Source organism: Salinispirillum marinum (genome assembly GCF_042650105.1).
GTDB classification, from domain to species: domain Bacteria; phylum Pseudomonadota; class Gammaproteobacteria; order Pseudomonadales; family Natronospirillaceae; genus Salinispirillum; species Salinispirillum marinum.
In genome coordinates, this window is record NZ_JBHSAL010000001.1 from 734,986 (window position 1) to 759,387 (window position 24,402).

The 24,402-nt window shown below is 54.2% G+C and carries 26 protein-coding genes; 5 read left to right on the plus strand and 21 right to left on the minus strand.

Annotated features, from left to right (window positions below):
- Nucleotides 1-7 precede the first annotated feature (7 nt).
- The 11 genes from ACFOSD_RS03470 to ACFOSD_RS03515 all read right to left on the minus strand — a co-directional run bounded on the left by ACFOSD_RS03470 (nt 8) and on the right by ACFOSD_RS03515 (nt 11,339).
- Nucleotides 8-1,015, minus strand: a complete 1,008-nt coding sequence (locus ACFOSD_RS03470) for a tetratricopeptide repeat protein (protein WP_380693506.1) — start codon at nt 1,013-1,015, stop codon at nt 8-10.
- Nucleotides 1,012-1,938 carry an ExeA family protein gene (locus ACFOSD_RS03475; protein ID WP_380693505.1) on the minus strand — a complete coding sequence of 309 codons (927 nt, stop codon included), beginning with the start codon at nt 1,936-1,938 and terminating at the stop codon, nt 1,012-1,014. The genes ACFOSD_RS03470 and ACFOSD_RS03475 overlap by 4 nt, the downstream gene beginning before the upstream one ends.
- Before the next feature lie 5 nt (nt 1,939-1,943).
- Nucleotides 1,944-3,524: a secretin N-terminal domain-containing protein gene (locus ACFOSD_RS03480; RefSeq protein ID WP_380693504.1), complete on the minus strand. Its 1,581-nt coding sequence runs from the start codon at nt 3,522-3,524 to the stop codon at nt 1,944-1,946.
- Nucleotides 3,521-3,901, minus strand: coding sequence for a hypothetical protein (locus ACFOSD_RS15740; protein ID WP_449329086.1), 381 nt, complete (start codon nt 3,899-3,901; stop codon nt 3,521-3,523). The genes ACFOSD_RS03480 and ACFOSD_RS15740 overlap by 4 nt, the downstream gene beginning before the upstream one ends.
- The gene (locus ACFOSD_RS03485) at nt 3,894-4,544 is read right to left on the minus strand and encodes a hypothetical protein (RefSeq protein ID WP_380693503.1); all 651 of its coding nucleotides are present in this window, start codon (nt 4,542-4,544) and stop codon (nt 3,894-3,896) included. Before ACFOSD_RS03485 ends, ACFOSD_RS15740 begins: the two co-directional genes overlap by 8 nt.
- Entirely contained in the window at nt 4,541-5,236 is a 696-nt protein-coding gene (locus tag ACFOSD_RS03490) for a hypothetical protein (RefSeq protein WP_380693502.1), read from the minus strand. The genes ACFOSD_RS03485 and ACFOSD_RS03490 overlap by 4 nt, the downstream gene beginning before the upstream one ends.
- A gap of 1 nt (nt 5,237) precedes the next feature.
- Nucleotides 5,238-6,176 carry a hypothetical protein gene (locus tag ACFOSD_RS03495; RefSeq protein ID WP_380693500.1) on the minus strand — a complete coding sequence of 313 codons (939 nt, stop codon included), beginning with the start codon at nt 6,174-6,176 and terminating at the stop codon, nt 5,238-5,240.
- 234 nt (nt 6,177-6,410) lie between these two features.
- Nucleotides 6,411-8,153, minus strand: a complete 1,743-nt coding sequence (locus ACFOSD_RS03500) for a putative bifunctional diguanylate cyclase/phosphodiesterase (RefSeq protein ID WP_380693498.1) — start codon at nt 8,151-8,153, stop codon at nt 6,411-6,413.
- Nucleotides 8,154-8,340: 187 nt separating this feature from the next.
- Nucleotides 8,341-8,775 (minus strand): hypothetical protein, encoded by a 435-nt coding sequence (locus ACFOSD_RS03505; RefSeq protein WP_380693496.1) that lies wholly within the window; start codon nt 8,773-8,775, stop codon nt 8,341-8,343.
- Nucleotides 8,776-8,883: 108 nt separating this feature from the next.
- A complete protein-coding gene (locus tag ACFOSD_RS03510; RefSeq protein ID WP_380693493.1) occupies nt 8,884-9,771 on the minus strand; it encodes a LysR substrate-binding domain-containing protein in 888 nt (295 codons plus the stop codon).
- Nucleotides 9,772-9,824: 53 nt separating this feature from the next.
- Nucleotides 9,825-11,339, minus strand: a complete 1,515-nt coding sequence (locus tag ACFOSD_RS03515; RefSeq protein WP_380693492.1) for a malate:quinone oxidoreductase — start codon at nt 11,337-11,339, stop codon at nt 9,825-9,827.
- A 209-nt stretch (nt 11,340-11,548) separates the two neighbouring features.
- Between ACFOSD_RS03515 and ACFOSD_RS03520 the strand changes: the two genes are divergently transcribed.
- The gene (locus tag ACFOSD_RS03520; protein ID WP_380693491.1) at nt 11,549-11,809 is read left to right on the plus strand and encodes a GNAT family N-acetyltransferase; all 261 of its coding nucleotides are present in this window, start codon (nt 11,549-11,551) and stop codon (nt 11,807-11,809) included.
- A gap of 117 nt (nt 11,810-11,926) precedes the next feature.
- Here ACFOSD_RS03520 and ACFOSD_RS03525 read toward each other — a convergent pair whose 3' ends face one another.
- A complete protein-coding gene (locus ACFOSD_RS03525) occupies nt 11,927-12,547 on the minus strand; it encodes a GDSL-type esterase/lipase family protein (RefSeq protein WP_380693490.1) in 621 nt (206 codons plus the stop codon).
- On the minus strand, nt 12,544-12,909 hold the full coding sequence (locus ACFOSD_RS03530; protein ID WP_380693488.1) for a nucleotide pyrophosphohydrolase: 366 nt from the start codon (nt 12,907-12,909) through the stop codon (nt 12,544-12,546). Before ACFOSD_RS03530 ends, ACFOSD_RS03525 begins: the two co-directional genes overlap by 4 nt.
- 123 nt (nt 12,910-13,032) lie before the next feature.
- On the opposite strand from ACFOSD_RS03530, the gene ACFOSD_RS03535 reads away from it, so the two are divergent.
- Together ACFOSD_RS03535 and ACFOSD_RS03540 are read left to right on the plus strand one after the other, a co-directional pair.
- Nucleotides 13,033-13,749 carry a YebC/PmpR family DNA-binding transcriptional regulator gene (locus tag ACFOSD_RS03535; RefSeq protein WP_380693486.1) on the plus strand — a complete coding sequence of 239 codons (717 nt, stop codon included), beginning with the start codon at nt 13,033-13,035 and terminating at the stop codon, nt 13,747-13,749.
- Between the two features lie 26 nt (nt 13,750-13,775).
- Entirely contained in the window at nt 13,776-14,498 is a 723-nt protein-coding gene (locus tag ACFOSD_RS03540) for an outer membrane protein (protein ID WP_380693483.1), read from the plus strand.
- A gap of 52 nt (nt 14,499-14,550) precedes the next feature.
- Here ACFOSD_RS03540 and ACFOSD_RS03545 read toward each other — a convergent pair whose 3' ends face one another.
- Together ACFOSD_RS03545 and ACFOSD_RS03550 are read right to left on the minus strand one after the other, a co-directional pair.
- Nucleotides 14,551-16,002 carry an MDR family MFS transporter gene (locus tag ACFOSD_RS03545; protein ID WP_380693481.1) on the minus strand — a complete coding sequence of 484 codons (1,452 nt, stop codon included), beginning with the start codon at nt 16,000-16,002 and terminating at the stop codon, nt 14,551-14,553.
- Nucleotides 16,003-16,062: 60 nt separating this feature from the next.
- On the minus strand, nt 16,063-16,536 hold the full coding sequence (locus tag ACFOSD_RS03550) for a MarR family winged helix-turn-helix transcriptional regulator (RefSeq protein ID WP_380693479.1): 474 nt from the start codon (nt 16,534-16,536) through the stop codon (nt 16,063-16,065).
- Nucleotides 16,537-16,657: 121 nt separating this feature from the next.
- Between ACFOSD_RS03550 and ACFOSD_RS03555 the strand changes: the two genes are divergently transcribed.
- Nucleotides 16,658-17,020, plus strand: a complete 363-nt coding sequence (locus ACFOSD_RS03555; protein ID WP_380693477.1) for a rhodanese-like domain-containing protein — start codon at nt 16,658-16,660, stop codon at nt 17,018-17,020.
- 29 nt (nt 17,021-17,049) lie between these two features.
- On the opposite strand, the gene ACFOSD_RS03560 is transcribed toward ACFOSD_RS03555, so the two are convergent.
- The 3 genes from ACFOSD_RS03560 to ACFOSD_RS03570 all read right to left on the minus strand — a co-directional run bounded on the left by ACFOSD_RS03560 (nt 17,050) and on the right by ACFOSD_RS03570 (nt 20,907).
- Complete coding sequence (locus ACFOSD_RS03560) at nt 17,050-18,660, minus strand: methyl-accepting chemotaxis protein (RefSeq protein WP_380693475.1); 1,611 nt, start codon at nt 18,658-18,660, stop codon at nt 17,050-17,052.
- A gap of 176 nt (nt 18,661-18,836) precedes the next feature.
- A complete protein-coding gene (locus tag ACFOSD_RS03565) occupies nt 18,837-20,156 on the minus strand; it encodes a hypothetical protein (RefSeq protein ID WP_380693472.1) in 1,320 nt (439 codons plus the stop codon).
- Between the two features lie 145 nt (nt 20,157-20,301).
- A complete protein-coding gene (locus ACFOSD_RS03570; RefSeq protein ID WP_380693470.1) occupies nt 20,302-20,907 on the minus strand; it encodes a hypothetical protein in 606 nt (201 codons plus the stop codon).
- A 95-nt stretch (nt 20,908-21,002) separates the two neighbouring features.
- Here ACFOSD_RS03570 and ACFOSD_RS03575 point away from each other — a divergent pair, with 95 nt between their 5' ends.
- On the plus strand, nt 21,003-21,608 hold the full coding sequence (locus ACFOSD_RS03575) for a Crp/Fnr family transcriptional regulator (RefSeq protein WP_380693468.1): 606 nt from the start codon (nt 21,003-21,005) through the stop codon (nt 21,606-21,608).
- Between the two features lie 74 nt (nt 21,609-21,682).
- Here the strand turns inward: ACFOSD_RS03575 and ACFOSD_RS03580 are convergent, their stop codons facing one another.
- The 3 genes from ACFOSD_RS03580 to ACFOSD_RS03590 all read right to left on the minus strand — a co-directional run bounded on the left by ACFOSD_RS03580 (nt 21,683) and on the right by ACFOSD_RS03590 (nt 24,388).
- Entirely contained in the window at nt 21,683-22,186 is a 504-nt protein-coding gene (locus ACFOSD_RS03580) for a hypothetical protein (protein WP_380693465.1), read from the minus strand.
- 102 nt (nt 22,187-22,288) lie between these two features.
- Nucleotides 22,289-23,563 carry an O-acetylhomoserine aminocarboxypropyltransferase/cysteine synthase family protein gene (locus tag ACFOSD_RS03585; RefSeq protein WP_380693463.1) on the minus strand — a complete coding sequence of 425 codons (1,275 nt, stop codon included), beginning with the start codon at nt 23,561-23,563 and terminating at the stop codon, nt 22,289-22,291.
- A 243-nt stretch (nt 23,564-23,806) separates the two neighbouring features.
- Entirely contained in the window at nt 23,807-24,388 is a 582-nt protein-coding gene (locus ACFOSD_RS03590) for a hypothetical protein (RefSeq protein ID WP_380694958.1), read from the minus strand.
- Nucleotides 24,389-24,402 lie beyond the last annotated feature (14 nt).

The following is a 24,402-nucleotide window of genomic DNA, read 5'->3' on the forward strand; positions in this document are numbered from 1 at the left end:
TCTAGCGTCATGGCGCGAGTACCCTCATGCGTTCCTGGGCAAATTGCACCAAACTGGCTGGTTGACCGGCAGCAGCACCTAAATATTGTTGGTAATGTTCGCGCGCTTGGGTCGGTTGGCGCACTTGTTCTAAGGCGATGGCCAACCACAGCACCCACTCCGGTTTGGGTACGGTGCTTTCGGCCAATAAGCCACGATAGGCTTGAACGGCTTGCGCAAACTGGCCCTGCTGATAATAGCCGAAGGCCAGTAACTCCAGCTCATCAACCGATTGAGGTGCGGCCAGTAAGTCGGTGGCGGTGTTGAAGTCTTCATCTTGAATCAGCAAGCGCGCATAGGCTTGGCGTACATCGAGATCGTTCGGGGCGTTGGTGTTCAATTGCCGCAAAATGAAGTACGCCGTGGCTTCATCGCCACTGCGGTGCAAACCTTCCGCCCGGCGAATGCCGAGAATGACATCATCGGTCGCCAGTTCGGTCCATTGTGTCGCCCCATCGGCCACCGGTTCGGCGACCCTTGCCGTCGCCACTTGAGGGGTGTTCGATGCGGCAGGCTGCTCGATGGATGGCGATGCGGACTCCGCCGACGGTGCTTGCTGGCTGGCCTCTTGTGTGCTGGCGGCTTGGATGGGTGCGGTTTCCAAGACTGGCGCCGTGGTCACCGGCTGTTCTGGCTCTGCCATAGGTTCACTGTCGGCAGTATCAGCACGCAAACCGCCGTGCAAAGGCGATAGATCGGGCATCGCCAACACGCGAATGGGGGTATCGTCTAGCGCCGGCAGATCAACCACCACCCCCTCTATAATCTTCGAAGAAGGTTCCACGACCGATGTTTGTAAGAGCCACCACACAGCACCTTGCCACACCAACAGACCCGCCGCCACCGCGTTCAATACCCAAAGCGCACGATGCAACCCTGACCCTGCGACCGACTGCACTGGGCTACTCGATGTCCACACATCCTGTTCAGCCAAGCGCCCGGTGCGCTGAAACAGCCGCTGCATCAAGGCGCTCATAACCACCACACCCAGGCATTCTGCTGTGCCAACCACAAAGCCGCTGCCAACATAAGGCCCCCACTGAGGGCCAGGGGCCATACCGTGGGTGTACGCAGTGGCTTCAACCCACTGTCGCGCTGAGCGGCCTGGACATCGGCCAGCACTGGCATCGGCCGTGCCGAAGCATAGGCCGACAGCAAGACTTTATGGGCCAAAATATTGAGCAACCGTGGGACACCACGCGACAACCGGTACAGCGCACTGGCCAGACTGGCATTGAACAGCGCCGCCCCTTCCCGCCCCGCCAGTTGAAGGCGTTGATTCAAGTAAAGCTGCACCCGTTCGGGCTCTAACGTAGGCAGATGATAGCTGTGCGTGATGCGTTGTTTGAGTTGGCGAAAGCGGAATTCATTTAGGGTGCTGTCGAGTTCAACTTGTCCGAACAAGAATATCTGCACCAGCTTTTGTGTTTCGGTTTCCAAGTTGCTCATCAAACGCAACGCTTCTAGGGTGTCGGTGGGCAGCGCTTGTGCTTCGTCGATCAGAATTAACGTGGTACGCCCTTCGTTGGCCAAAGCGCTGATGCGCTGTTGCACCGCCGCAAAGAGATCGGGCTGCGCCATAGCATCCGCCTCATGCACACCCAGGCTGGCCGCCATAGCCCGCAGCAAACCAAGGGCACTCAACAATGGATTGGGGATGTACAACAGGTGAAATTGCGCACTGCGTTCAGGCGCTTGCAGGTAATTCACGAACATCCGGCACAACATGGTTTTTCCGGTGCCGACATCACCGGTTACCTTCACAAAACCTTCGTTCGAATCCAGCGCATAGGTTAACAACTCGAACGCCGCCCGATGCCCCGGCAAATCGACAAAACGGTCGGTGTCCGGGGTCAGTAAAAAGGGTGAGTGGCGGAGGCCAAAATACGCTTCGTACATATTGGCTACCGCTGCAATCGTTCGATGGTGCTGTTCACGTCTTCACCAAAGGTGGCTTGATCCACCACCACAGGGCGCAACAAAATCACCAGTTCGGTGCGGTCTGTGCTGTCACGTCGTTGCCCGAACAACCACCCCATGAGGCCATTACCTTGGTTAGGTAACCCACTTTGCGCGCGGCTGGTGGTGGTTTGCATCAAACCGCCGATCACCACGAGCTGACCATTTTGGGCCCGAATGATGCTGTCGGTTTGACGCACCGTGCTGCTGGCTACCGGCAAACTGTAGGACTCACCTTGAATGGTGAACTGTCGGATTTCCGGGGTGACCTGCACAATGGACGGGTTGACGTGCAGGATGATTTGGTTGTTGTCAGCAATTTGCGGTGTAACGTCCAGCGCGATACCGGAAAAGAACGGTTCCAGCGAAAAGCTGGGGGCTGACGTGGTCGTACCATCTTCACCGGCACTACTGACCGAGGTGACGGTGACAAAGCGCTCCTCGCCCCCCACCTTGATGACGGCTTTTTGATTATTGAGCGTTGAAATACGCGGGCTGGACAACACCTCAACTTCGCCCTGCGAGCGCAGTGCGCGGATGACCGAACTGAAATCCCCTACGTTTAAGCTCAGGTTAAACAACCCACCCAAATTTTCGTCTGCCGGTGTATTGATCGTATTGCCATTAACGCCAACATTACCCCCCACCGAGATGGCATTATTGCCAACCGTCACAATATCCGATCCGAGAATGCGCCAATCGATGCCCGATTCAAAATTCTCGGACAGGCGCACTTCCAAAATCCGCGCTTCAATCACCACTTGCTGTTGCAGCGCCAACTCGGCTTCGTACAAAAACTGGGCGATGTTTTTCAGTTCCCCTGGTAATGCCCGCACCACCACCAAGCCGGTTTGCGGATTAACCACCACTTGCCGACCGTCGCCGTCGGCCATCATTAGCCCAATGGTATCGCGCAGCGTGCCCCAGAAATCGGTTCGATTGGTGGTGCTGATCTGACTGGACTGGGTACCGCCGCTTTGCCCGGTCAGCACGCCGGATTCGGAGTTTCCGGAACGCACCACATCCAAATAATTGACCCGGAACATTTCGGTACGTAACTGATTACCGAGCACCCGATAGCCATACTCGGTTTCAGTGAAGGCAATGCCCAGACTGTCTTGCAGGGCCACCATCACATCCGTAATGCGTACCTGACGCAAATTCAACGATACCGTGCCGGTGACATCGTTATCCCAAAGTATGTTGGTCGCCGATACCTCGCTGAGATCGCGCAGGAACTGGCGAATTTCCACCGCATCGGCGCGCACATCAAAACGACGTTGCGCCGTGGGTGGTTCACGGTTCAGCAATAACGCTGGCAATTCGGCCGGTGGTGCCGGGGGCGCAACATCCACTTGGGTTTCCGGTGCTTGTGCCGTGAGCGTTTCGGCCATGCGAGCGGAGGCCTCGGGTGTGAACAAAGGCTCATCACTCAACTGCTGTGGCGACGTTGCACACCCTATCAGGAACAGCATTGCGCCCAGTGTCAGCCCTAGACCCCGCCAAAGCTTGTTACCTATCCTCATTCACCCTTCTCCATTATGCGGAAGGTCGCCCCAGACTGTGCCAGGGGCAACCGGAATCTTGTGCCATGCGCTTGCACCACGACCTGGGTAGCGTCGATGGCGATAATTTCAGCCGCACCGAGGTCATCTCCGATGTGGTAGGTGCGCCCGGAAATCTCGGCTCGACGAACCTGGTCCATCACGTACAGACTTTGTACTTCATACCGTGCCGGATCGAATCTTTCTGGCTCGGGTTCCACGCGAACAGCACTCACTGGCGTGGCAGGCCGCGCAGTAGATGGACGCATTGGATCATCCAACACTTGGCCATTAACGACCGCAGTCAGACCTAAAAGTACAACGATGGCAGGCAGGCGAACGTGCGCGCGGTTAAACATTCAACCAATCCTCCCGGTCGCTTAAGGTGTACAAGCGTAACACCGCTCGGCCATTAGGATATTGTTCTATGGTGAAGTCCAAGGTGCCGATAATGACCTTTTGTGGCAGCCCTTCAATGGCTCGCACGTAAGCGGCTAGGCCGTTGAAGGTACCTTGTAGCTCGACTTCCATGCCATGCCGATACAGTGCGGCCACCTCTGTCGTACCAATATTCTCTACCGGCAAGGTCGTGAGCGACACCATGTTCACTTCCGACTGCCGTGCCAGCAAGCCACGCAGTAACCGACCCATATCCTCAGGCAATACCAACCCGGAGGTAATGCCTTGGATGTCGGCATTGAGGCGTTGAATGTCTTGTTGCAGAGCGTCTAACTGGGCCTCTAAAGCGCGCTGTTCGGGGTTATCCATGCGGCTTTGCAATACCGTAAACTCAGCTTCCCGTGCACTGATTTGGCGGCGCGTTTGTGCAACCTCAGCCACCGTACCCGTTGTTTCCTGCCAGCCAAACGCCACACTCGCGCCCCAATAGACGCTCGCCACCAGCAATACCAGCGCCAAAGCAAGCAGCCACGACACCCAAAAGGGCCAAATAATCAACCGCTGCTGGGCTTCAAACCAAAATGCGCGCCAACGAAGCATCATTGAATAAACCCCTGAATCAAGCCCAGAGTACCGGGCAACCTAGGGGTTTGATTGGCCGGTAATCCTGGTAGTCCCGCGCCCGCTTCGGCTTCTGGCACAATCGCCTGAGTGCTTAACGCAAAACGATAATATTCGGCATTTTCTTGCAATTGCGCCAATTGCAGGCCACGAAAACGCAACGCTATCTGGCGCTCCTCGCTGGCCAAACCTTCTAAATAGACGGGCAACAGATCCGTGCGTTCCGCAGCACCGGTCAGTTCAACCTGATAAGGCACGGTGCGGGTATCCAAACTGAATTGGGTCAACCAAACGCCGTTGATCCGTTGCCGCGACAGCGACCGCAGGAAATCATAATACGACGGTGAACTTAACACGCCGATGGACTGCAAATCGTTTAAGCGGGCTTGCTGTGCGGTCCGTTCCTGCTGCTGTTGGTTCACCTGTTGTTGCAGGGCATCCAAATCAACGGGTGGTGGCAACACTTGCTGTAGGCGAGCAATATCCTGCTGCAGGGTTTGTAGCCGCATCGTTTCCGACAATAATACGGATTCGGCATCTTGTTGGCGCTGCCACCCTAAATACGTCATCACCGCCACGCCCAGCAGCGCCAACACCAAGACGCCCATCAGCGCGCGTGGGGTCAGGGTGTACCGATGCCGTTGTTGTCGCGGAATTAAATTGATGTACTGCATATCAGCCCCGCAACCAACGCAAGGTGCCGCCGATGGCCTCTGCGAACGCATCCAGCGGCAACTCCGCCAGAGCATCGTCAATGTCCATACCATCGTGCCATTGAAACGCCGTGACCCGCACACCAAAGCGTTGCGAGAGGTAGGTGTACAAGGCGGGGTCCAACTCGCTGTCGGGCACGACAAAGAGTTCTCTTACGCTGCCTAAGCCCAATTGGTTGTCGAAATAATCCAATGAGCGCTGCAATTCAAGCGCCAGCGCTTCGCGCTCCAAATCATCATCCCCGACCAAAGACAGACCTTGCGTGGCGGGTTCGTCGACATCAAACATCCGAGTGCCCTGTGACAAGGCACGATTCAGGCACAGATCCGTTTCATACACCATATTCAAAGTTGAATCATTTTCTCGCATGCGCAATAACGCACTGCTGGACGACTGTGCAGCCAGCACCAACAGGTTGCGCAATGCCATGTCGGCGACATCAATGGACGCCAGACGCAACCCGGCACGACCGAATTGTTGCACTAACCGCTCCACGGGTTCGCGATGCGCGACGATGGCAAAGGCTTTACGCTCACGCCCTTTAAAGGCATCAGCGGGTAACAGGCAGGTATCCACCACCGCTTCTTCCAGCGGCATGGAGATCATGTCGCGGACCCTGAAGGCTAGTGCATCCTTCATTTCTTCTTCCGGAACATTAGGTACATCGAGCAGACGGATTTGATATTGCTCAGGCGGTAACACCCAATGCCAATCGGCATCGGTTAAACCCAATTCCACCGCCATAGCCTGCAGGGCACGCCAGTCATGTGCTGGCGCGACGTGCTGGTGCAACGCCTGCAGCGTATAGCGTTGCTTCAGACTACCGCTGGCCAGAAAAACATGCTGATCCAAACGGTAGCAGCCGACCTGCGCAGCGCGGCGTATTTTGGGTTTTAACATGCAACGAGTCTCATTGGCTGTTTATGTTGATCGCGTTATTATCAGCCTGCGGCCCAGTATGTAACATTATGTTATCAACGCCAAGCCAGCATTTTTCGAACATTGTCAGAATTTGCATACTATAACGGGTTTACGACCGTAAAGCACCCCACTCTACCGAGACACTGGACAATAAAAAAGGGCGTTTACGCCCCTTCCATTGCCTGCTGCACCTGATTGCAAGATAAGGCAAGATTACCACTCCGCCACCGGCACCGGTCGGCCGAACAAATAGCCTTGAAATTGCCGACAGCCCAGCTCTTCCAGCCGATTGCGCTGGTCATGGGTTTCCACCCCTTCGGCCACCACGCTGAGGTCAAGGTGCGAGGCCAGCGAGAGAATCATATCGGCTATGGCCGCGTCATGGTCGCTCGAAACGATATGCCGCACAAAGCTTTGGTCGATTTTCAACTGGTTTAAGGGCAGTTGGCGCAGATAGCTTAACGAGGAATAGCCGGTGCCGAAGTCATCCATCGACAGGCGCACGCCCCACCGCTTCACATCATTCATTTTAGCGACCACGGTGGCGAGGTCCTTCGCCAACAACGATTCCGTCAGCTCAAGCTTTAACCGATTAGGCGGTGCTCCGGTGGCGTCCAAGGCGGCCAAAATCGAGGTGACGAAGTCCGGCTCCATAAACTGACGCACGCTGACGTTAACGGATAGGGTTAGGTGTTCTTTGTCGGGCTGCGTTGCCCAATGGGCCAACAATTGGCATGACTGCTCCAAAACCCATTGCCCAATCGGAATGATCAACCCAGTATCTTCGGCCAATGGAATAAAAGCCGCTGGCGAAAGCAAACCACGTTCATGGTGTTGCCAACGGATCAGTGCTTCAGCCCCGATGACCTGACAATGGGTATCGACCTGGCTTTGCAGATAGAGCCGCAATTGTCCATCGCGGATCGCGGTGCGCAAATCCTGTTCAAGATGCGCGCGCTCGTTCACCGCCCGTTGCATATCAGGGTCAAAAAACCGTATGGCATTGCGCCCAGCGGCCTTGGCTTCATACATGGCCATGTCGGCCTGTTTGAGCAGTATGTCGGTGGACTCTTTGCCGCAATAAAACAAGGTGACCCCAATGCTGGGGCTACACCGGTGCAACAGTGTGCGCAATCGATACGGTTGATTCAACGCTTCACGCACCACATCGGCAACGCCTTCGGCATGGCGGGCGGCTTCGTCCAGATCGCCGGTTCCCACCGCCTCTAAAATGATGACGAATTCGTCGCCACCCAAGCGGGCCACGGTATCGCCTTCCCGCACCGCGCCCAACAAGCGGCGCGCAACATGACGGAGCAAGCTATCGCCTACATCGTGCCCGGCGGTATCGTTGAGGTGCTTGAAGTTATCAAGGTCAATGAATAAGACAGCACCGACATCCCCCGCCCGATGCGCGGTACTGATCGCATGGTCCAAGCGGTCACGCAACAAACGCCGATTGGCTAGGCCGGTGAGCGAATCGTAAAACGCCAATTGATTGATTTCGTCTTCCGCTTGGCGGCGCCGCGAAATATCGCGCACCATGCCCAAATAATACGGTTTTCCCGCGTTGGACAGCTCCGACACCGCCAATTCCATAGGAAAGGTACTGCCATCCCGGCGCAACCCTTCGACTTCACGACCGATCCCGATGATGCGCGCTTCGCCCGTATCCTGATAATTTTTAATGTAGCTGTCATGCGCCATGCGATACGGCGAAGGCATTAACACATGAATGTTCTTGTCCAGCACTTCGCGCGCCTTGTACCCAAAAATGGCTTCAGCGGCCGGATTGAGGCGCATGATATTACCCTGATCATCAATAATAATGAGGCCATCGACCATGTTATTGAACATGGCATCCGTGAATTCGGCATGGTCAACCAAGGTTTGCATAAGGTGATGGGTAAACGACAACCACGCATCGGTGGTGACGGACAAGGTCACGGGCGTCATGGATACAATCCTGCTGAAAAGAACGCGCCCCGCAGGGCAGCACAACGCCGGCCATAATAAAGATTTCCGGCCTAATTGCTGCGGAATGTGAAGGGTTTTTTGATGTGGATCAGGAAAAATTGACTTATCCGTCAAGCTGACAAGGATGGCCCTAGGACTTTCGTCGAACAGCGACAAACATCTGCCGTTACACGCGCTCGCTGATCAACGTGCCCGGCTCCGTACCTGCCGTGGTCGCGTACGGGTTTGGCGAACCGGCTGTAGTAGTATCGGAAGACGCATCCGACACCACCCGCACCGGAACTTGTCGTTCATCGCTTTCGGTGGTTTCCGCACGGGTCACACGCAAGGGGTTCGGAATGTCAAAAGCACGACGCGGATCAACGCTGGCTTGCGAACTGTCAGCTTCCGACAGTAGGCTGCGCGCTTCTTGTCGTGACTCATCGGAGCGGGTGTAGAGTACGTCGGCTGTTTGCTGGGTGCGGTCAGCTTCCTGCTTCAGCCGCTGACTTTCCCGCTGTAACGCCTCCGCACGCTGCTCCGCCTGCTCGGCTGAACGTTCAGCATTGCGCGTAAGCGTTAAGTTATTGGTGAACCCGGCACCTGCGGTGACCCCTACCATGTCGATGACCTACCCATGCACTGATGGAAACACATGAACACTGAATAGACTGACTATATTTTGATCAAATCATAGTCATGGATGCGTTATCTGTCAATTTGCTGCCGCTCAGGAAATCTGTTGCTGACATATCGTTTCCACGCCGGGGTGATGCAGCGCACCGGCATGCGTAATGGCGTACAGCTGGTCTTGCACCGCCGCCACTTCACCTACCGCACGCACGCGATACTGCCGACAGACTTCTTCCGCAATGACCGAAGGCGCGGCAAATACACCCAGCCCGGCATGACCAAACACCTTTAATAACGCGCTGTCGTCAATCTCAGCGACCTCACGCAACCGAATGCGTTGAGCACGGAACCATTCCATTAGGGCATGGTGGTACGGGGCATCCAGGGTGCTGGCCAGAAATGGCTGCTCATCCAAACTTTCGGGAAAGCCAGGCATAAGCCGTTGCGCCAAAACCTCTTCTGCAAATAAGGAAATCGGGGTGGCCCCCAAGTTATAAACTTGCCACTTGAAGTCCGGTTCGGCCACCGGCAACCAATCCGTGATGACCACATGCAGTTCGCGCCGCCGCAAACCTTTTAGCAAATCTTGCGGCCCGCCGGTATGGCATTTCAATTGAATACCGGCATGGCTTTCCAACACCGGTGCAATGGTTCGGTAGGCCAATAATTTATGAATGGATGCCGAGATGCCGACACACAGGCGTGCCATCGGCTTGGTGTCCGCATCGGCTAAAAATTCGCTCAGTTGATCGGCGGTCTTGAACATATCATCGGCGTAGCGGAACACCTGATGACCATGGTCGGTGAGTTGTAGCTGACGTCCACGACGATGAAACAGACGTCGCCCAATGGTCTGCTCAAAGGTAGCAATTTGTCCGCTGAGCGTTTGCGGGGCCAAGGCCAACTGCTCGCTGGCTCTGGCCATTGACCCCTCTTTCACCACCATCCAAAAATAATGCAAATGCCGAAAATTCAACCGCTCCATAGTGCACCCTGACCTGCGATAGGCGTCCAGTGTGCAGCAATTGTTGGCAAAGGTTAAGCAGCGCCTTGCAGCCGGGGATCTTCCGTCGCACCTGAACGCTTCGGCGGCAAAAGCCCTAAACGACGCTGGTTGCGTTGACGAAGCGCACTGGCGGCTTGTGCGTCTTGCGCCAAATCCAGCTCTAGGTTTGGCAACCAACCTAACAGACGCTGCCTTGCCATGCCTTGCATCAGTTCCGGGAAACAGGTTTTTACCACCTGCAGCATGGCATCAACACTGGTAGAGGCGCCCGGCGATGCACCCAATAACGCACTTAACGTGCGGTCACGCGTGGTGATGACTTCCGTTCCGAACTCCAGTTTGCCGCGACCCGCGGCCGTTGGCTTGATGATTTGTACACGCTGACCAGCGGTGTAGAGCGTCCAGTCGGCATCATCCGCATGCGGGAGAAAGGTTTGTAAACTGTGCATTCGGTCGCTTTTCGTCGCCAAGCCTTCACTGACCAAATAACGTACAAGGTGCCGATTATCCCAACCGGCGGTGGTGGCAGCACGTAAGTTACCCGGCTTCACAGAAGACAACCATTCAAACGCCCGTCCTTGGCGCAGTAATTTGGTGGTAAACCCGGCAAATGGGCCAAACAACAGGCAAGGCTGGCCGTCAATATACCGCGTGTCTAGGTGTGGCACTGACATCGGCGGCGCGCCGACGGGTGCTTGACCGTATACCTTCGCCTGATGGCTGAGCGCCAAGTCCGCATCCGGGTTCATCAACCATAGCCCGGACACCGGGAAAGCAGCATAGCCGTTAACCTCTTCAACCTTCGCCTGTTGCAGCAAAGGCAATGCTGCACCTCCGGCCCCGACAAACACGAAACCAGCGTCTAACGTGCTGTCGCCCTCAGGGCCGCGCAAGGTAACGCGCCAGCCTTTGTCATGGCGACGCAACTGGGTGACCTGTGTATTAAACCGCATGGTCACCGATGACTGCGCATGCAAGGTATCACCCAAACCGCGCGTGAGGGCACCAAAGTTCACATCCGTACCATGATTGACCCGCGTGGCGGCCGTATGCTCGGCGGCGAACGGATCCATGATCGGCATCCAACGGGCCAATTCTGTTGGTTCGGACGACCAAGCCATATCGGCGAACAAATGGTGTTTTTGTAAGGCACGATGCCGACGCGACAGAAAATCGACCCCATTTTTACCCACCACCCAACTGAGATGAGGTACGCGACGGATAAAGTTTTCTGCCTGAGGAAGCAAGCCGCGCTCTACCGCCGAGGCCCAAAAGGTCAACGAGGTCTCAAAGCGTTGATTGATGTCTACCGCGCGGTCTATGTTAATCTCGCCATTAGGGGAATCTGGCGTGTAGTTCAATTCGCAGTAAGCCGCATGGCCGGTGCCAGCATTGTGCAGACTGTCGGAACTTTCCGTACCAAGAGCAGCATGTTTTTCCACCACCGTAATGGTACGACCATTATCCAACTGGTTCAGCAGGGTTGCTAAGGTGGTACTCATGATACCGCCGCCAATCAACAATACGTCTACGCGCTGATTTGCCATGACTGCGTTCACTCTTGTTATGGATGTGCTCGCAGTCTAGCGCAACCCTAAAGCTCAAATAATCGTATATATTTTAATCATTCATCGGTTTATTCGATGCATATTGTGTATCCCGAAGAAAATCCCGTATGCGCTGAATGACCATGGTATAGTCAGCCAATGTGTCGTGTTAGCGCAATATACTCGCCAAATACGGTAAGGAGTGAACGATGACCACAACGCTAAATTGCCAGCATCAACCTGAACGTCATCGATTCGTTATCGCGCTGGGTGATGATGAGGCGGTGTTGGAGTATCTACGGCAAGGCGGTATGGTAGATTTTGTACGGACCTTTGTGCCCGAAAGCGGCCGCGGCCAAGGGGTTGCGGAAACGCTGGTGCGCACCGGCTTGGCGTGGGCGCGGGCTGAGGAGCTATCGGTTTCGGCGTCTTGTTGGTATGTGGAGAAATGGTTGCAGCGGGGGTTGTAGGGGGTTACTCGCAGCAGCGGGCTGTAGGGATTGATTGCAGCACTGGGCTTTAGGGGGTATGTCTCATCACCATGTTAACCAGAATCAAGCATGCCTAACTGCGTTATGTCTGTGCGGCTAGCCATTGCATTGCAGCCACTGCTCCGCCAGCCATTGATGCCCCAGCACTTCCGGATGTACGCCATCGTAAGCCCATAGTGCGGGCTGCTCACTGCTCTGGGTACTGAATCCAGCTTGTAACGGCAACCATGCCAATTTACGTTCGGCCACTAATGCACCCATTCCGGTTTGCATCTCTTGTAAGGGCGGCCACCATTGTTCCATTGTCGCGGTGCCGGGAATAGCGAAGGGTTCCATAATCAGCAATCGCTCAGCCAAGGGTTGCAACCGATCGAGTAGGTGATCGAACTCAGCCAGTATGCGCTTTATGTCCGGGTATTCGTGGTCGGACATGGGGTACCAAATATCATTAATCCCCAGCATCAAAGTGATGCAAGTGAAGTCGCTACCCCGCGTTTGTTTCAACGGGCACCAATCATGCGTCAGCAGTTCATTCACCCGACACCCGCCAAAACCCCGGTTCCATACTTTGGTGGTGGGTTCTTTTGCTAGCAGCTCGGTCGCCACCCGATTTACCCAGCCATAACCGAGAGCCTCGGCTCGATTCGGTTGTTTGACACTGCGTTGGCGGTCGCAGTCGGTAACGGAATCGCCCAAGAACAGATACCGGTCGGTCATGTTTCGGGGTCTTCATAGGCGGTGTATTTTTGTGCACTGCCTTGTACCCGATCCGCCGGGTATTTGGCGTCGTTTTTCTTCATTTTGTCCCAACAGGCTTGCTCAATGTCTACGCCAACTTGTCCGGCCAGCCGGATCAAATAGAGCTGCACATCGGCAATTTCGTCGCGCACCGCCGTCAACTGCTCGGCGGTCAACGCCTGTGACTGTGCTTCGGTTAACCACTGGAAACATTCCTGCAACTCCGCCGCTTCGACGGTGAGCGCCATCGCGAGATTTTTCGGCGAGTGGAATTGCTCCCAGTCCCGCGCGGCGGCAAATTGCTGCATCGCCTTATGCAATTGAACGAAGGGATCAGACACCTTTATGCCTCAATGCGATGAATACAGGCACAAGAATGCATAGAAATGCATCGCCGCGCTAGTGCCGATGGGCAATACCGACTAGAATTCGCAGCAATTTTGAACAATTAATGGTGTATCGAGATGGGCCGCGCCTACCAAAACCGTAAAGAATCCATGGCTAAGACCTCTGACATGAAGGCCAAGGTTTATAGCCGTTACAGCCGTGAAATTTATATGTGTGCCAAATCCGGTGGTACTGAACCTACTGGCAACCTGGCCTTGGCCTCCCTGCTGGAGCGGGCCAAAAAAGAACAAGTGCCGGCGCATGTGATCGAAAAAGCACTTACCAAAGCGGCCGGTGGTGGCGGTGAAGACTTCGCCGTAGCACGATATGAAGGTTTCGGCCCCGGCAATACCATGATCATTGTCGATTGTTTAACCGACAACCCGAACCGTACCTATGGTGATGTGCGCACCTGCTTCAACAAGGTGAAAGCTAAGCTGGGCGCTTCCGGTGCGGTCAGCCACTTGTTCGACCACGATGCCATCTTTGTGTTTGCAGGTGAGGATGAAGAACCCGTACTGGAAGCCTTGATGGAAGCCGATGTGGATGTCAGCGACATTGAAGTCGCCGACGGCAAGATCACCGTATTCGCACCCAATACCGAGTTTGGCAACACCCGCAATGCGCTGAAATCAGCCTTCCCTAACATTGATTTCGAAGTAGAAGAAATTCAATTCATTCCACAAATGATGAATCCCATCAGCGGGGAAGATGTTGAACAACTGGAAAAACTGGTCGACCTGTTGAATTTCTGTGATGACGTACAGCACGTTTACCATAACGCGGAATACTAAGCACAATATTATGTGAGGATGTAACCATGAAACTGATCTTCCCTATGGCGACCGGTACCTTGATGTTGACCGTACTCGCCGCCAGCAGTTGGGCGCAAGAATGGAGTGGTTCGGCCACCTTGCAGGCCATGTTGCCCGTGAACGAATTCCAAGAGAACACCAGCGACATCAGCGGCGGTTTCGGGTTACAGGGCGGCTATCGCTTTGGCAATACGCCGTTGTATCTGGGTGCTGAGTTCAACGTGGCCATTATGGGGGTTGATAGCCGTACAGTGCCACTCAGCAACACCGTCAACGTGAACGTGGATGTCGACACCACTCATGTGATGGGTCAATTTCTTGCGGTAAGCCGTCTGATTGCTCCATCGGGTACGTTCCGTCCGTATGTTGAGTTAATGGGTGGTGGAAACTTTTTTAACTCAACAACGGTGGTGAGCGACCGCAGTGATGGCGACGCCATTGCAACCGATGACGAAACTCATAGTGCCTCAGCTTGGACCTACGGGGCAGGTGCTGGCGCCCTATATCGTGTATTCAGCAATGATGCGCCAAACCGCTCTTCCGAAGAAATGGAGTTAAGTGAAGGCTATGTGCTGTTTTCGGTGCGTTACTTTTCCGGTGCCGAAGCTGAGTACATGAGTTCAGGCTCAGTGGTTGTAGATGGCAATGACAACAGCGTCACCTACAACAAGAAAACCAGCCCGATTGAGCAATGGGCCGTATCCATTGGCTTCCAAGGCCGGTTCTAAACGACAACAAAAAGGGCCAGTACGGCCCTTTTTGTTGTTTGTGCAGACCGCATCACTTTCTAACGTGGCTGCGCAACCACACGGCCAATGCCAAGCCGAACAGGCTCAAACCGAAAGCGGCCCAAAACGCCAAGTGAATACCCGCTTCCAAGTGCGCCAAGGCACTGCCATTGGGTGCATCGGTCACCGGACGTCCGGCCCGCGCACTCAGTACGGTGATCAACAGGGCGGTCCCAATAGCCGCACCGACCATGCGCAAGGTGGTGTTCATCGCCGAGGCATGGGCAATCAGTTCACGCGGCAATGCATTAATCCCGGCGGTCACCAAAGGCATCATCAACAGCGTACCACCCACCATTTGTAGGATAGAGCCCAGCATAACCCATGGTGCGGCTAAACTGTTCGGCATAATGGCCAACCACAGCATGGCAAGCGCCAATAATACGAAGCCCACAATGCCCAAGGTTTGAATGCCGAAGCGGTCAAACAATTTACCCGCCAGGGGTGACATCAGCCCCATCATCATAGCGCCCGGCAACAATATCAAACCGGCATCCAGCGCCGTTAAACCACGCACGCTCTGAACGTAAATAGGGATCATGGTTTGTGTGGCCACTAAGATCACAAACACCAACACGGACATAACCGCTGATACGGTAAATACCGGTGAGGCGAAAACCGCCATGTCCAACAATGGGTTCTCCAAGCGCCGCTGACGACGGACAAACCACGCCAGCGATACCACACCAACCACGAGCGACAACACCACATTAAGGCTGGTCCAACCCGCTGCACCGGCCATGCTGAAACCGTATAACAATCCGCCCCAACCAAAACTCGACAGCACAACCGAGAGTTGGTCTATCTTGTTACTGCGTTGCGTGGTCACATTCTTCATGAACAAGATACCCGCCAGCCACACTAAGGTGGCGATGGGCAGGATCAGCACAAACAAATAGCGCCATGACCACTGATTCACGATCCAGCCGGACAGCGCGGGGCCAATGGCCGGGGCAAAGGACACCACCAAACCGACCAAGCCCATAGCCGCCCCACGGCGATGGATGGGGTACATGGTCATCATCAACGTTTGGATCATCGGCATGATCAACCCGGCCGCTAAGCCTTGAATGATGCGCGCAACCAACAAGACGGTGAAGCTGTTGGCCAATGCCCCTAGGGCGGTGCCCAGAGTAAATACCGTTAACGCCAGCAAATACAGCGTACGACTGGAGTATTTATCAAGTAACGCGGCGGTCACCGGAATGGCAATACCACTGGCCAGCATAAAGGCCGTGGTGACCCACTGCGCTAAACTCGCGGTGATGACAAAATCGTTCATGATGGCAGGAATAGCGACCAACATGAGCGTTTGATTCAGCACCGACACGAAAGCACCAGCGATCAGAATCACCACGATAACGGTGCGGTTAAAATTGGGCTCTGTATTGAGCGCTGCATCGGGTGCTCGTTCGGCAGCAACCTTGGTAGACAGTGTGGTCATGGTATAGGTTCTCGGATCTACGCTGGCGTAAACAAGAAACAGCGCCAGCGGCAATGGATGTTAGCGCCCGGTGTTAGGGCTTAAATTCGTTAATAGCTGGTCGAAAACACGTAAACAGGTGCCAACATCTTCCGGCGGTATATCCACAAAGATGTCTTCCCGCACCGCGCGCAGAGCAGCATCAATGTGGGCCAATATGGGCTCTGCCAACGGTGTCAGGTGAATGCTGCGTGCACGCTTGTCCTCCGTATCCGCGCGGCGCTCCAACAACCCTTCATGGGCCAGTGCATCCAAGGTGCGCACCAAGGTAGGGCCTTGCACGCCGACGTATTCGGCCAGTGTTTTTTGCTGCAAAGGCTCTGCTGCGCGAGCTAAGGTTAGCAAAATGCGCCATCGCGCTTCCGTCAAACCAAAGGGTGCCAAGCGACGGTCGATTTCCAAGCGCCAAAGACGCCCCACCAGACCAATGCTGTGGCCAAACTGATGGCGTTGATCGGTGTCTGCAGAGGACACACATTCGGTATCTTTTTTCATGCCAAAACCTTAACAAAGCAGTATATAGATAGCTACCTATCTATTATTTTTGTACGGCCTAGCTTGCCAAGTTAAGTTGACATCTTTATATTAGATTTATCTAAATATTAGGAGGTGATGTATGTGGCGGACTCTCTTTAAACCCATAACGGCGTTATTGGTTGGACTTTGCACGCTGGTAGGATGCAGCAGTGGAAGCGAGAACTATCAGGCGTGGCTGGATGATGGCGGCATCGTTTTGGACACCCGTACCCTAGCAGAATATCAGGCCGACCATGTCGGTATCTCTGTATTGATGCCCTACGACGAGGTCCCAGCCCGCATTCACACAGTAGCACCGGACAAAAACACCCCTATTCTGCTGTATTGCCGCAGCGGGCGTCGTGCCGGGGTAGCCGAAAAGGCGTTACTGGATATGGGTTACACACGGGTGCAAAACCTAGGCAGTCTGGCACAAGCGAGGTCCGCTTTGGGGGTGCAATGAGCCCGGCAATAATGCCGGGCCATCACTGGCTAAACGCGAAACCGCCCGACCACTTCCGTTAATTCATTCGTACGGGTTTTCAGGTTTTCCGACAACCCACTTAGATCGCGGGCTTGCTCGGTGCTTTGCGACGAATAGTCAGAGATCAATTGCAGGTTTCTATTGATCTCTTCGACCACATGCGTCTGCTCTTCTGTCGCCGCGGCTATTTGTATCGACATATTGGTGATTTGGTCGATGGACTGCTCGATACTGCTGAACGCCTCAGCAGCACTGCCCACATCGGTTACCGTATCGCCGAGCACTTCAATACCCCGTTCCATGGAGGCAACGGCATCATTAACACCAGTCTGCAAGTTCTCAATGCGACCTCTTATGTCGGTGGTCGATTGTTGGGTTTTGCTTGCTAGGGCACGCACCTCATCAGCCACTACGGCAAAGCCACGACCCTGTTCACCCGCCCGTGCAGCCTCTATGGCGGCGTTCAATGCCAACAAATTTGTTTGTTCGGCAATGCCACGAATAACATCAATCACCGACGCGATGCGCTGGGCTTCTTCAGCCAAACGCTTGATGGCATCGGAAGACAGGTTCAGACGATCCGATAATTGCGCCACCCGCTCGTTAGCTTGTTGCGACACATCTGCACCGCTAGACACCGAAGTCTGGGCGCGTCCGGCTGCATCCGCCCCGGCGTTGGAATTCCCGGAAATTTCCATCGCCGACCCATGCATTTCTTCTACCGCGGTCACCACCTGATCAATGGTGAGATGTTGCTGTTCCGCCAAACCGGTATTGCTGTGGGCAACCGAACGCAAAGATTCCACCGCTTGCTCCAGTTCCACATTGACGTTTTTGACCACACAAATGGATTGCTGTAACTTTTCGATCACTTGGTTAAAGGTAGCGGCCAACTGACCCAACTCATCGTTTGAATGCACGTTCAAGCGGGCGGTTAAGTCGCCCTCACCCTCGGCTATTTCGCGCATCCGTTCACGCAGTAGGTCGATAGGGCGCACCAACACAATGGGTGCCAAAATGCCCATGGCAACAAATAAACCGATAAGTACCAGTAATTGAATCAATTGAAAGGTAGTTTGCCCCCGTACCGTTTGTGCCGCATTCACGGCTGACGCTTCTGCCAGTTCATCCAGCCGTTCGCCTAACGTATTCAGGTACTCGCGTGGCGCATTAAACAGGGCTTCGTCATCGTTCACATTGTTCTGCGCAATGACCTGATCACTGTGCGCTAACCAGCGCTCCATCTGTTGTCGGTATTGTGCCGCCGTATTGGCCGGTAACTCGGCGGCCACCAAATCGATCGCCAATAACCCCCGATCCATCGCCTGCTGGTAATTCTCCAGCCGCTCGGCATTCAGGGCTTCTCGTGTCTCGGCATTGCCTTGTGGTCCCAATTCAACATAGGCACGCATGGCTACCAGCGCTTGGTAGAGATCACGGTCGGCATTCAATGCAGCCGATATGGCGGGAAAATAGCGGTTATCAAATTGACTCACCTCATCGTCAATCGCCAACATCGCCCGATACGACATGGTGGCCATCCACACAATGAGCACGGCAATAATGATGAGGGGAATCCGGATTTTATTGCGAATAGACCAATCTTTTAGACGGTTCATTGAGCATCTCTCATACAATAAAGCAGCAACGTCTTCATCCTGAAACCCTATGCCCATGTTATTGATCGAGGTTCATATCCGGAACATCGCATTTTTCTTATGCTGAGAGTGTAGTACAGGTTTTCGTCAGCGTGAGGAAAATTTAACCAACCGGATGATGTACCGAACAATCGGCGTCAGAAAAGCCATGCGTCCATGCCCCACAGTGCACCAACCATGAGAATGAACATGATCAAACCGTAGGGAATATTTTGCCGCATCAACTGATAGCCACTGACCCCATAACGCCCTTGCAGCGACAAATTAATGCCCGACAACGGTCCGACACTGGTGCCGACCGCCCATCCTCCCAGTGCCGTAAAAGCAAACAGGGTTTGCTCACTGCCCGCCAATTGCAACATAGACGCCAAAACAGAAATGCCGATGATCGGGTGCAAGCCCAAGGTGGCGGTCCCCACAATGATAGCGAAACAGGCAATGGCCTGCGGCGCACGAAACTGCGCAAACAACGTCCAGCTCTCACCCATCCAAGCGGCAATGAAGGTGGAAAGCCCGATGGTCAACAATCCGGCGGCCAGAAATAGACTTACCTCGCCGCGCATCAATGGCATACGCACCAGCACATGTTGTTGTAATTCGCGCGTGCCGCTGCGCAGCCGCCCGCTGACCCGTGTTACCGCCGCGGCCAAGGGCATCAAAAAGGTAATAATGCTGACGATGTTGAGCGACGGCGTAATCACCCAATGAAACAGTAACACCCAAAATGCCATCACCACCGGCATCAACAAACTGCGTGGGGCCAGTGAAAATCCGGCCACATCATGCAGCGCAAACCGCTGCCGTAGATCCAACGATGACACCAAACCCGCCAACATAGCCATGGGGAAACCCCATACCACGATGGTGGGGTAGGCCATGTCCGGAACCAGGGTCAGCACCACTGCCATGGAGGCGAAAAAGGGTGACCACAGCGCCGCACTCGACAGCCCACGGTTGATCGCCAGCAACTGCGGCATTTTCAACTCGCTCTGCTTCGCCAGCCGGTCGCCCACCAGAAACATGGTGGACAAATTCAGCACAATGCCCAAAAAGTGCACCCCGGCCCAGGTTTGCCACATGCCAAGAAAACCTGTGCGCCCCAACGCTGCGGCCCGACCGCCCGCGTCCCGCCCGATCAGGCTGATAAAACTGACCCCTAACAACATGGCAACCACATAGAGATTGCCCGTCAAGATACGTGACCAATCCACTTGTGCGCCAAACCCGAATCTAGCCCATGCGGTTAAACCCAGCCCAACCCCCGCCAGCGCCCCCGCTTGCCAACGGGTACGGGCCGGAATGTCTAACCACAACAGCAACACACTGCCCCATAGCACATAGCTGGCGCTGCGCGTCAGACTGAACAACGGCGTAAAACTGAGAATTTGCAGCACCAAGCCTACCAGCAGCAAGGTGCCGGCGATGCGGTGGCGCAGTGGTGTGGTGGTGAGGGTCATGGCCCCTAGGTTCTCTGCGTGATGAGCGGTAAGGGCAGTGTAGCACTGCCCTTTGAAGATGCGTCAGGACAGTGTGTTCATATCAATTAAGACATCCCATAACGTGGCAATACCTAGTTTACCCCGCCATTGAAATACACCTCTATCAATGCTCATGTATCTCTTCGCCGCGTGCCATCGCCCAATGGTGTGGCTGATGATGATTACCATAGGTCATAAACCCCATGAACCCAAGGCCACGTATTTGGAGCACGGACGCTGAATCTTCGGCTGTGACCCGTAGCACAACACCATCTTCTCGACGTGTTGTTTCTGCCGACCAAGGCGAGTTGGCCTGCATCCACAGAGCATGAGCAGTAACCATACGCTGAATAGCCGCAGCGGTTCGTGGCGCGTCACTACGGATGACATATCGAGCGCCGCTCGCAACATATTCGGTGTCGACGTCGGCATCCAACGTCACAAGATGCATATCGATCAAATGGTCACGCAAAGCATCGATGTCCACCCGGGACCAATCGGTGCTCGAATCTTGTTGTAACAGGGTAACAATTTCCTGTACGGCGGCGAATGCATCCTGACCGTTCAGCAGCGGCATCGGATCGACTTGCTGAGTATCCATGACGGCAGGCGCACCAAGATGCTGCATTTCGCTATGGCTATGTTTGGCTGGCTGGGAAAGCGCCACGGGAATTAAGGCCATAAACAGGGTGCCGGCAAAGATAAGGCGAGAAATACTGTAGCGAAGCATATTGTGTGCTCTGGTTGAGAAATGAAGCATCAGTGTAGGCGGGTTATACATTGCCTGATATGATTTGAATCATATTGATTCATACGGACAGTACGATGCCTTACACACTGGATGACTGGGAACGAGCGATTCCCCAAGCTTGTCGGACCATCACCTCCTATCCACCTGCTGCATTTTTGTTTCGCCAACAAGACAGCGCTGATGCCATTTTCTTACTACTGGAAGGCCAAGTTCGCTTAATGAGGCATCTAGAAGACGGCTCTGTGGTCATTCTGCATGTTGCGCGTAGCGGAGAGACATTGGCCGAAGCCGCTTTGTTTTCGTCTCATTACCACTGCGACGCATTGGTGGTTACCCCGACGCGAGTCATGGTCATTCGAAAGGAACCTTTGTTGACATTGATGACCGAATCACCCGAGCTGAACCTTTACCTAACAAAAGTACTTGCCCATCAAGTTCGTCATTTACGGTCCATGCTGACATTACGCAATATCCGTTCTGCTGAAGCTCGTGTGATGGCATGGCTGCGGTTGCACGCCAATGGAAATACGCCCACGGTTACGATGAGTCAGACTTGGAAAACCGTTGCCGAGGAAATTGGGCTGACCCATGAAGTACTCTATCGCACCCTTGCGATGCTGGAGAAGTCGGGAACGATCAAGCGTCGGGGTGCCGGTGTTGTATTGCTGACGTCAACGTAAGCAATCATGAATGCTTTTTAATGCGCTTCACGTTTACGATATTCGCCTAGCGTCCAAGAAGAAAGAACGCCTCCTTATAAGCCACCCAACGCCTGTATTTGGCGAAGCACCAAATCGGAGTTCAAAGCGTCTGTTTGTTTCTCAGACCATAAAATTTGCCCTTTCTCATCAACCAGCACCCAAGTACCATAATCATCCACCGCTAATCCACTCGCGGCCGTGAAGTCGTTGTAGTCACGCGTGAACATCAACAGTACATCGTCTTCCTGCACGGGCGAAGCATATTCACCAGCAATGCCGCGTCGAATAAAACCATGCACCAAGCGTGGGGCACCCGCAATGATAGAGAGATGCAAGATAGGGGGCAGATCATCAGAGATTTCAGCCAATTGCTGATGCATGTCCAACAAGTCTTTCTGCTGCGTCTGTCCATTTTCTTGGTTGTTGCTGGCAACAATAGCAACCAAGGTGGCCGGTGCGCTTCCAAGCGCCTCATGCAAAGTTAACGAATCACCCGAACCGGTTTGTACCGCCCAGTCGCCTAAATAACCTTCGGCTATGGCAAAAGCCGGCGCCATCAAGGCACATACAATGGCACATTTCAGTATCGCCCGCATATCAGTAGCACCTCATTCAAAATGTGTTTCCAATACGCAGGCGTTGTACATTTGAGACTACCGCTAGCCAGCGGATTTCGCCAAGGCTTGATCAATATCCGCGATCAAGTCATCGATGTGCTCAATGCCAATGGACAGCCGCACCATGTCGGCACTTACAGCCGCCGCTTTCAACTCGTCGTCGTTCAACTGGCGGTGCGTGGTTGATGCAGGAATCGCGGCACAGCTTTTGGCGTCACCGATGTTCACCAACCGCAGAATGAGCGTCAGTGCATCGTAGAAGCGCGCCCCGGCTTCGCGGCCGCCTTTAATGCCGAAGCTCAGAATACCGGAGGCCTTTCCACCCATGTATTCCTGCGTTAGGGCGTAGTCTTTATGTGTGCTCAAGCCCGCGTAATTGACCCAACTAACCATTGGGTGCTGTTGCAGGAATTCGGCGACTTTTTGTGTGTTGTCACAGATACGCTCAATGCGCAGAGCCAGAGTCTCCAAACCTTGCAGCAGGTTCCAAGCGGCTTGTGCGGACAATGCAGCGCCCATATTGCGCAATGGCACGACCCGCGCCCGGGCAATAAAGGCAGCGTCGCCCACATCGCGGGTGTAGCTGACACCGTGGTAGGACACATCCGGGTCATTCAGCAACGCAAAACGCTGTGGGTATTTGGCCCAAGGAAACTTACCGGAATCCACAATCACACCGCCAACGGTAGTGCCGTGGCCACCGATGTATTTGGTGGCCGAATGCACAACAATGTCGGCTCCCTGCTCGATCGGCCGCCACAAAAATGGCGTCGGCACGGTGTTGTCGACGATCAATGGAATGCCCGCCGCGTGCGCGATCTCGGCCAAGCGCTTAATGTCCACCACACTGCCCGATGGGTTGCCCACCGATTCGCAGTACAGTGCTTTGGTTTTATCGTCGATCAAGCTCGCCATGCGGTCGAAGTCGTTTTTATCCACAAAACGCGTTTCAATGCCCTGACGCGGCAACGTATGCGCCAACAGATTGTAGGTGCCGCCATAAAGCTCACTGGTGGAGATAATGTTGTCGCCGGTTTCGGCAATGGTCTGAATGGCGTAGGTGATGGCCGCCATGCCGGAAGCGACCGCCAAAGCCGCAATACCGCCTTCAAGCGCGGCGACCCGCTGTTCAAGCACATCGCACGTCGGGTTCATGATGCGCGAATAGATGTTTCCGGTGACTTTCAAATCAAAGAGGTCCGCGCCATGTTGGGCGTTGTCGAACGAGAAAGATGTGGTCTGGTGAATAGGCACCGCAACAGCTTTTTGGTTGTCGGCTTCGTACCCGTGGTGCAAGGCAATGGTTTCGCGCTTCATGTTTCGCTCCTTTTTTGCTGGACTGGGGAGTGTTACTGAGCGAGGGGTGAATGGCAAGGGGGCACAAAAAAACCTGCTCATGGCAGGTTCTTTAAATGGCTCGTCTGAGAGTATGACCCAATCGGATTGTTAATGAAGTGTGATTGGCTGCAATAGCTCCTGATCCTTCTTCTAACTCTTACTACTGCTGAACATTCAAGCGATAGTTTTTAATCCAAGCATACATACTGCACTGAATAGCCTTCAACTATCCAGTGCAAATTTCCTAACCTTATCGTGTTCTGTCGCCCGAATAACTGTACCTAGCTCGGCTAATTCCCTCTTAATCTCGTCTAGGGCATCCATCTGACGTTCACTACCCGTGGAGTGACCTACTGGCAATAAAGTACGTTCCGGCAGCTCACCTGCACGCTTTAGTCGAACAAGTTTGGGAATCCATTTGTCGGCATGGTCCCAAAGCCCTTCTCTGCTGGTCAAGTCGAAATAGAACGGTTTAATGACCTTGGTTACATGACGATCAACGACTTGCGCCAAATCGACCTGAACCGGTAGCTCTCCGTCATAAAGCTTGAAGGTGTGCTGCTTAAAGGGTATCTCTAGGTGAAGTTCGTCAATCACTTTTCGAACATCACGTTTTAGCTTGGCTTCATGGCCTTCCTTTCGAGTAAAGGCGTGATGCACATAATGATCGAACAACCGGTTGAGCTCCTTCTCGGGGGCACTTTGTAACACACGTGTACGCTGCCCTCCGAAAGCTACCATGTTAGAACGGGGCGCTACTAGGCTCTCAAAGGCTTGTAAGGCACTGGTATTACTTGTCCTCACCAAACCTTGGATTA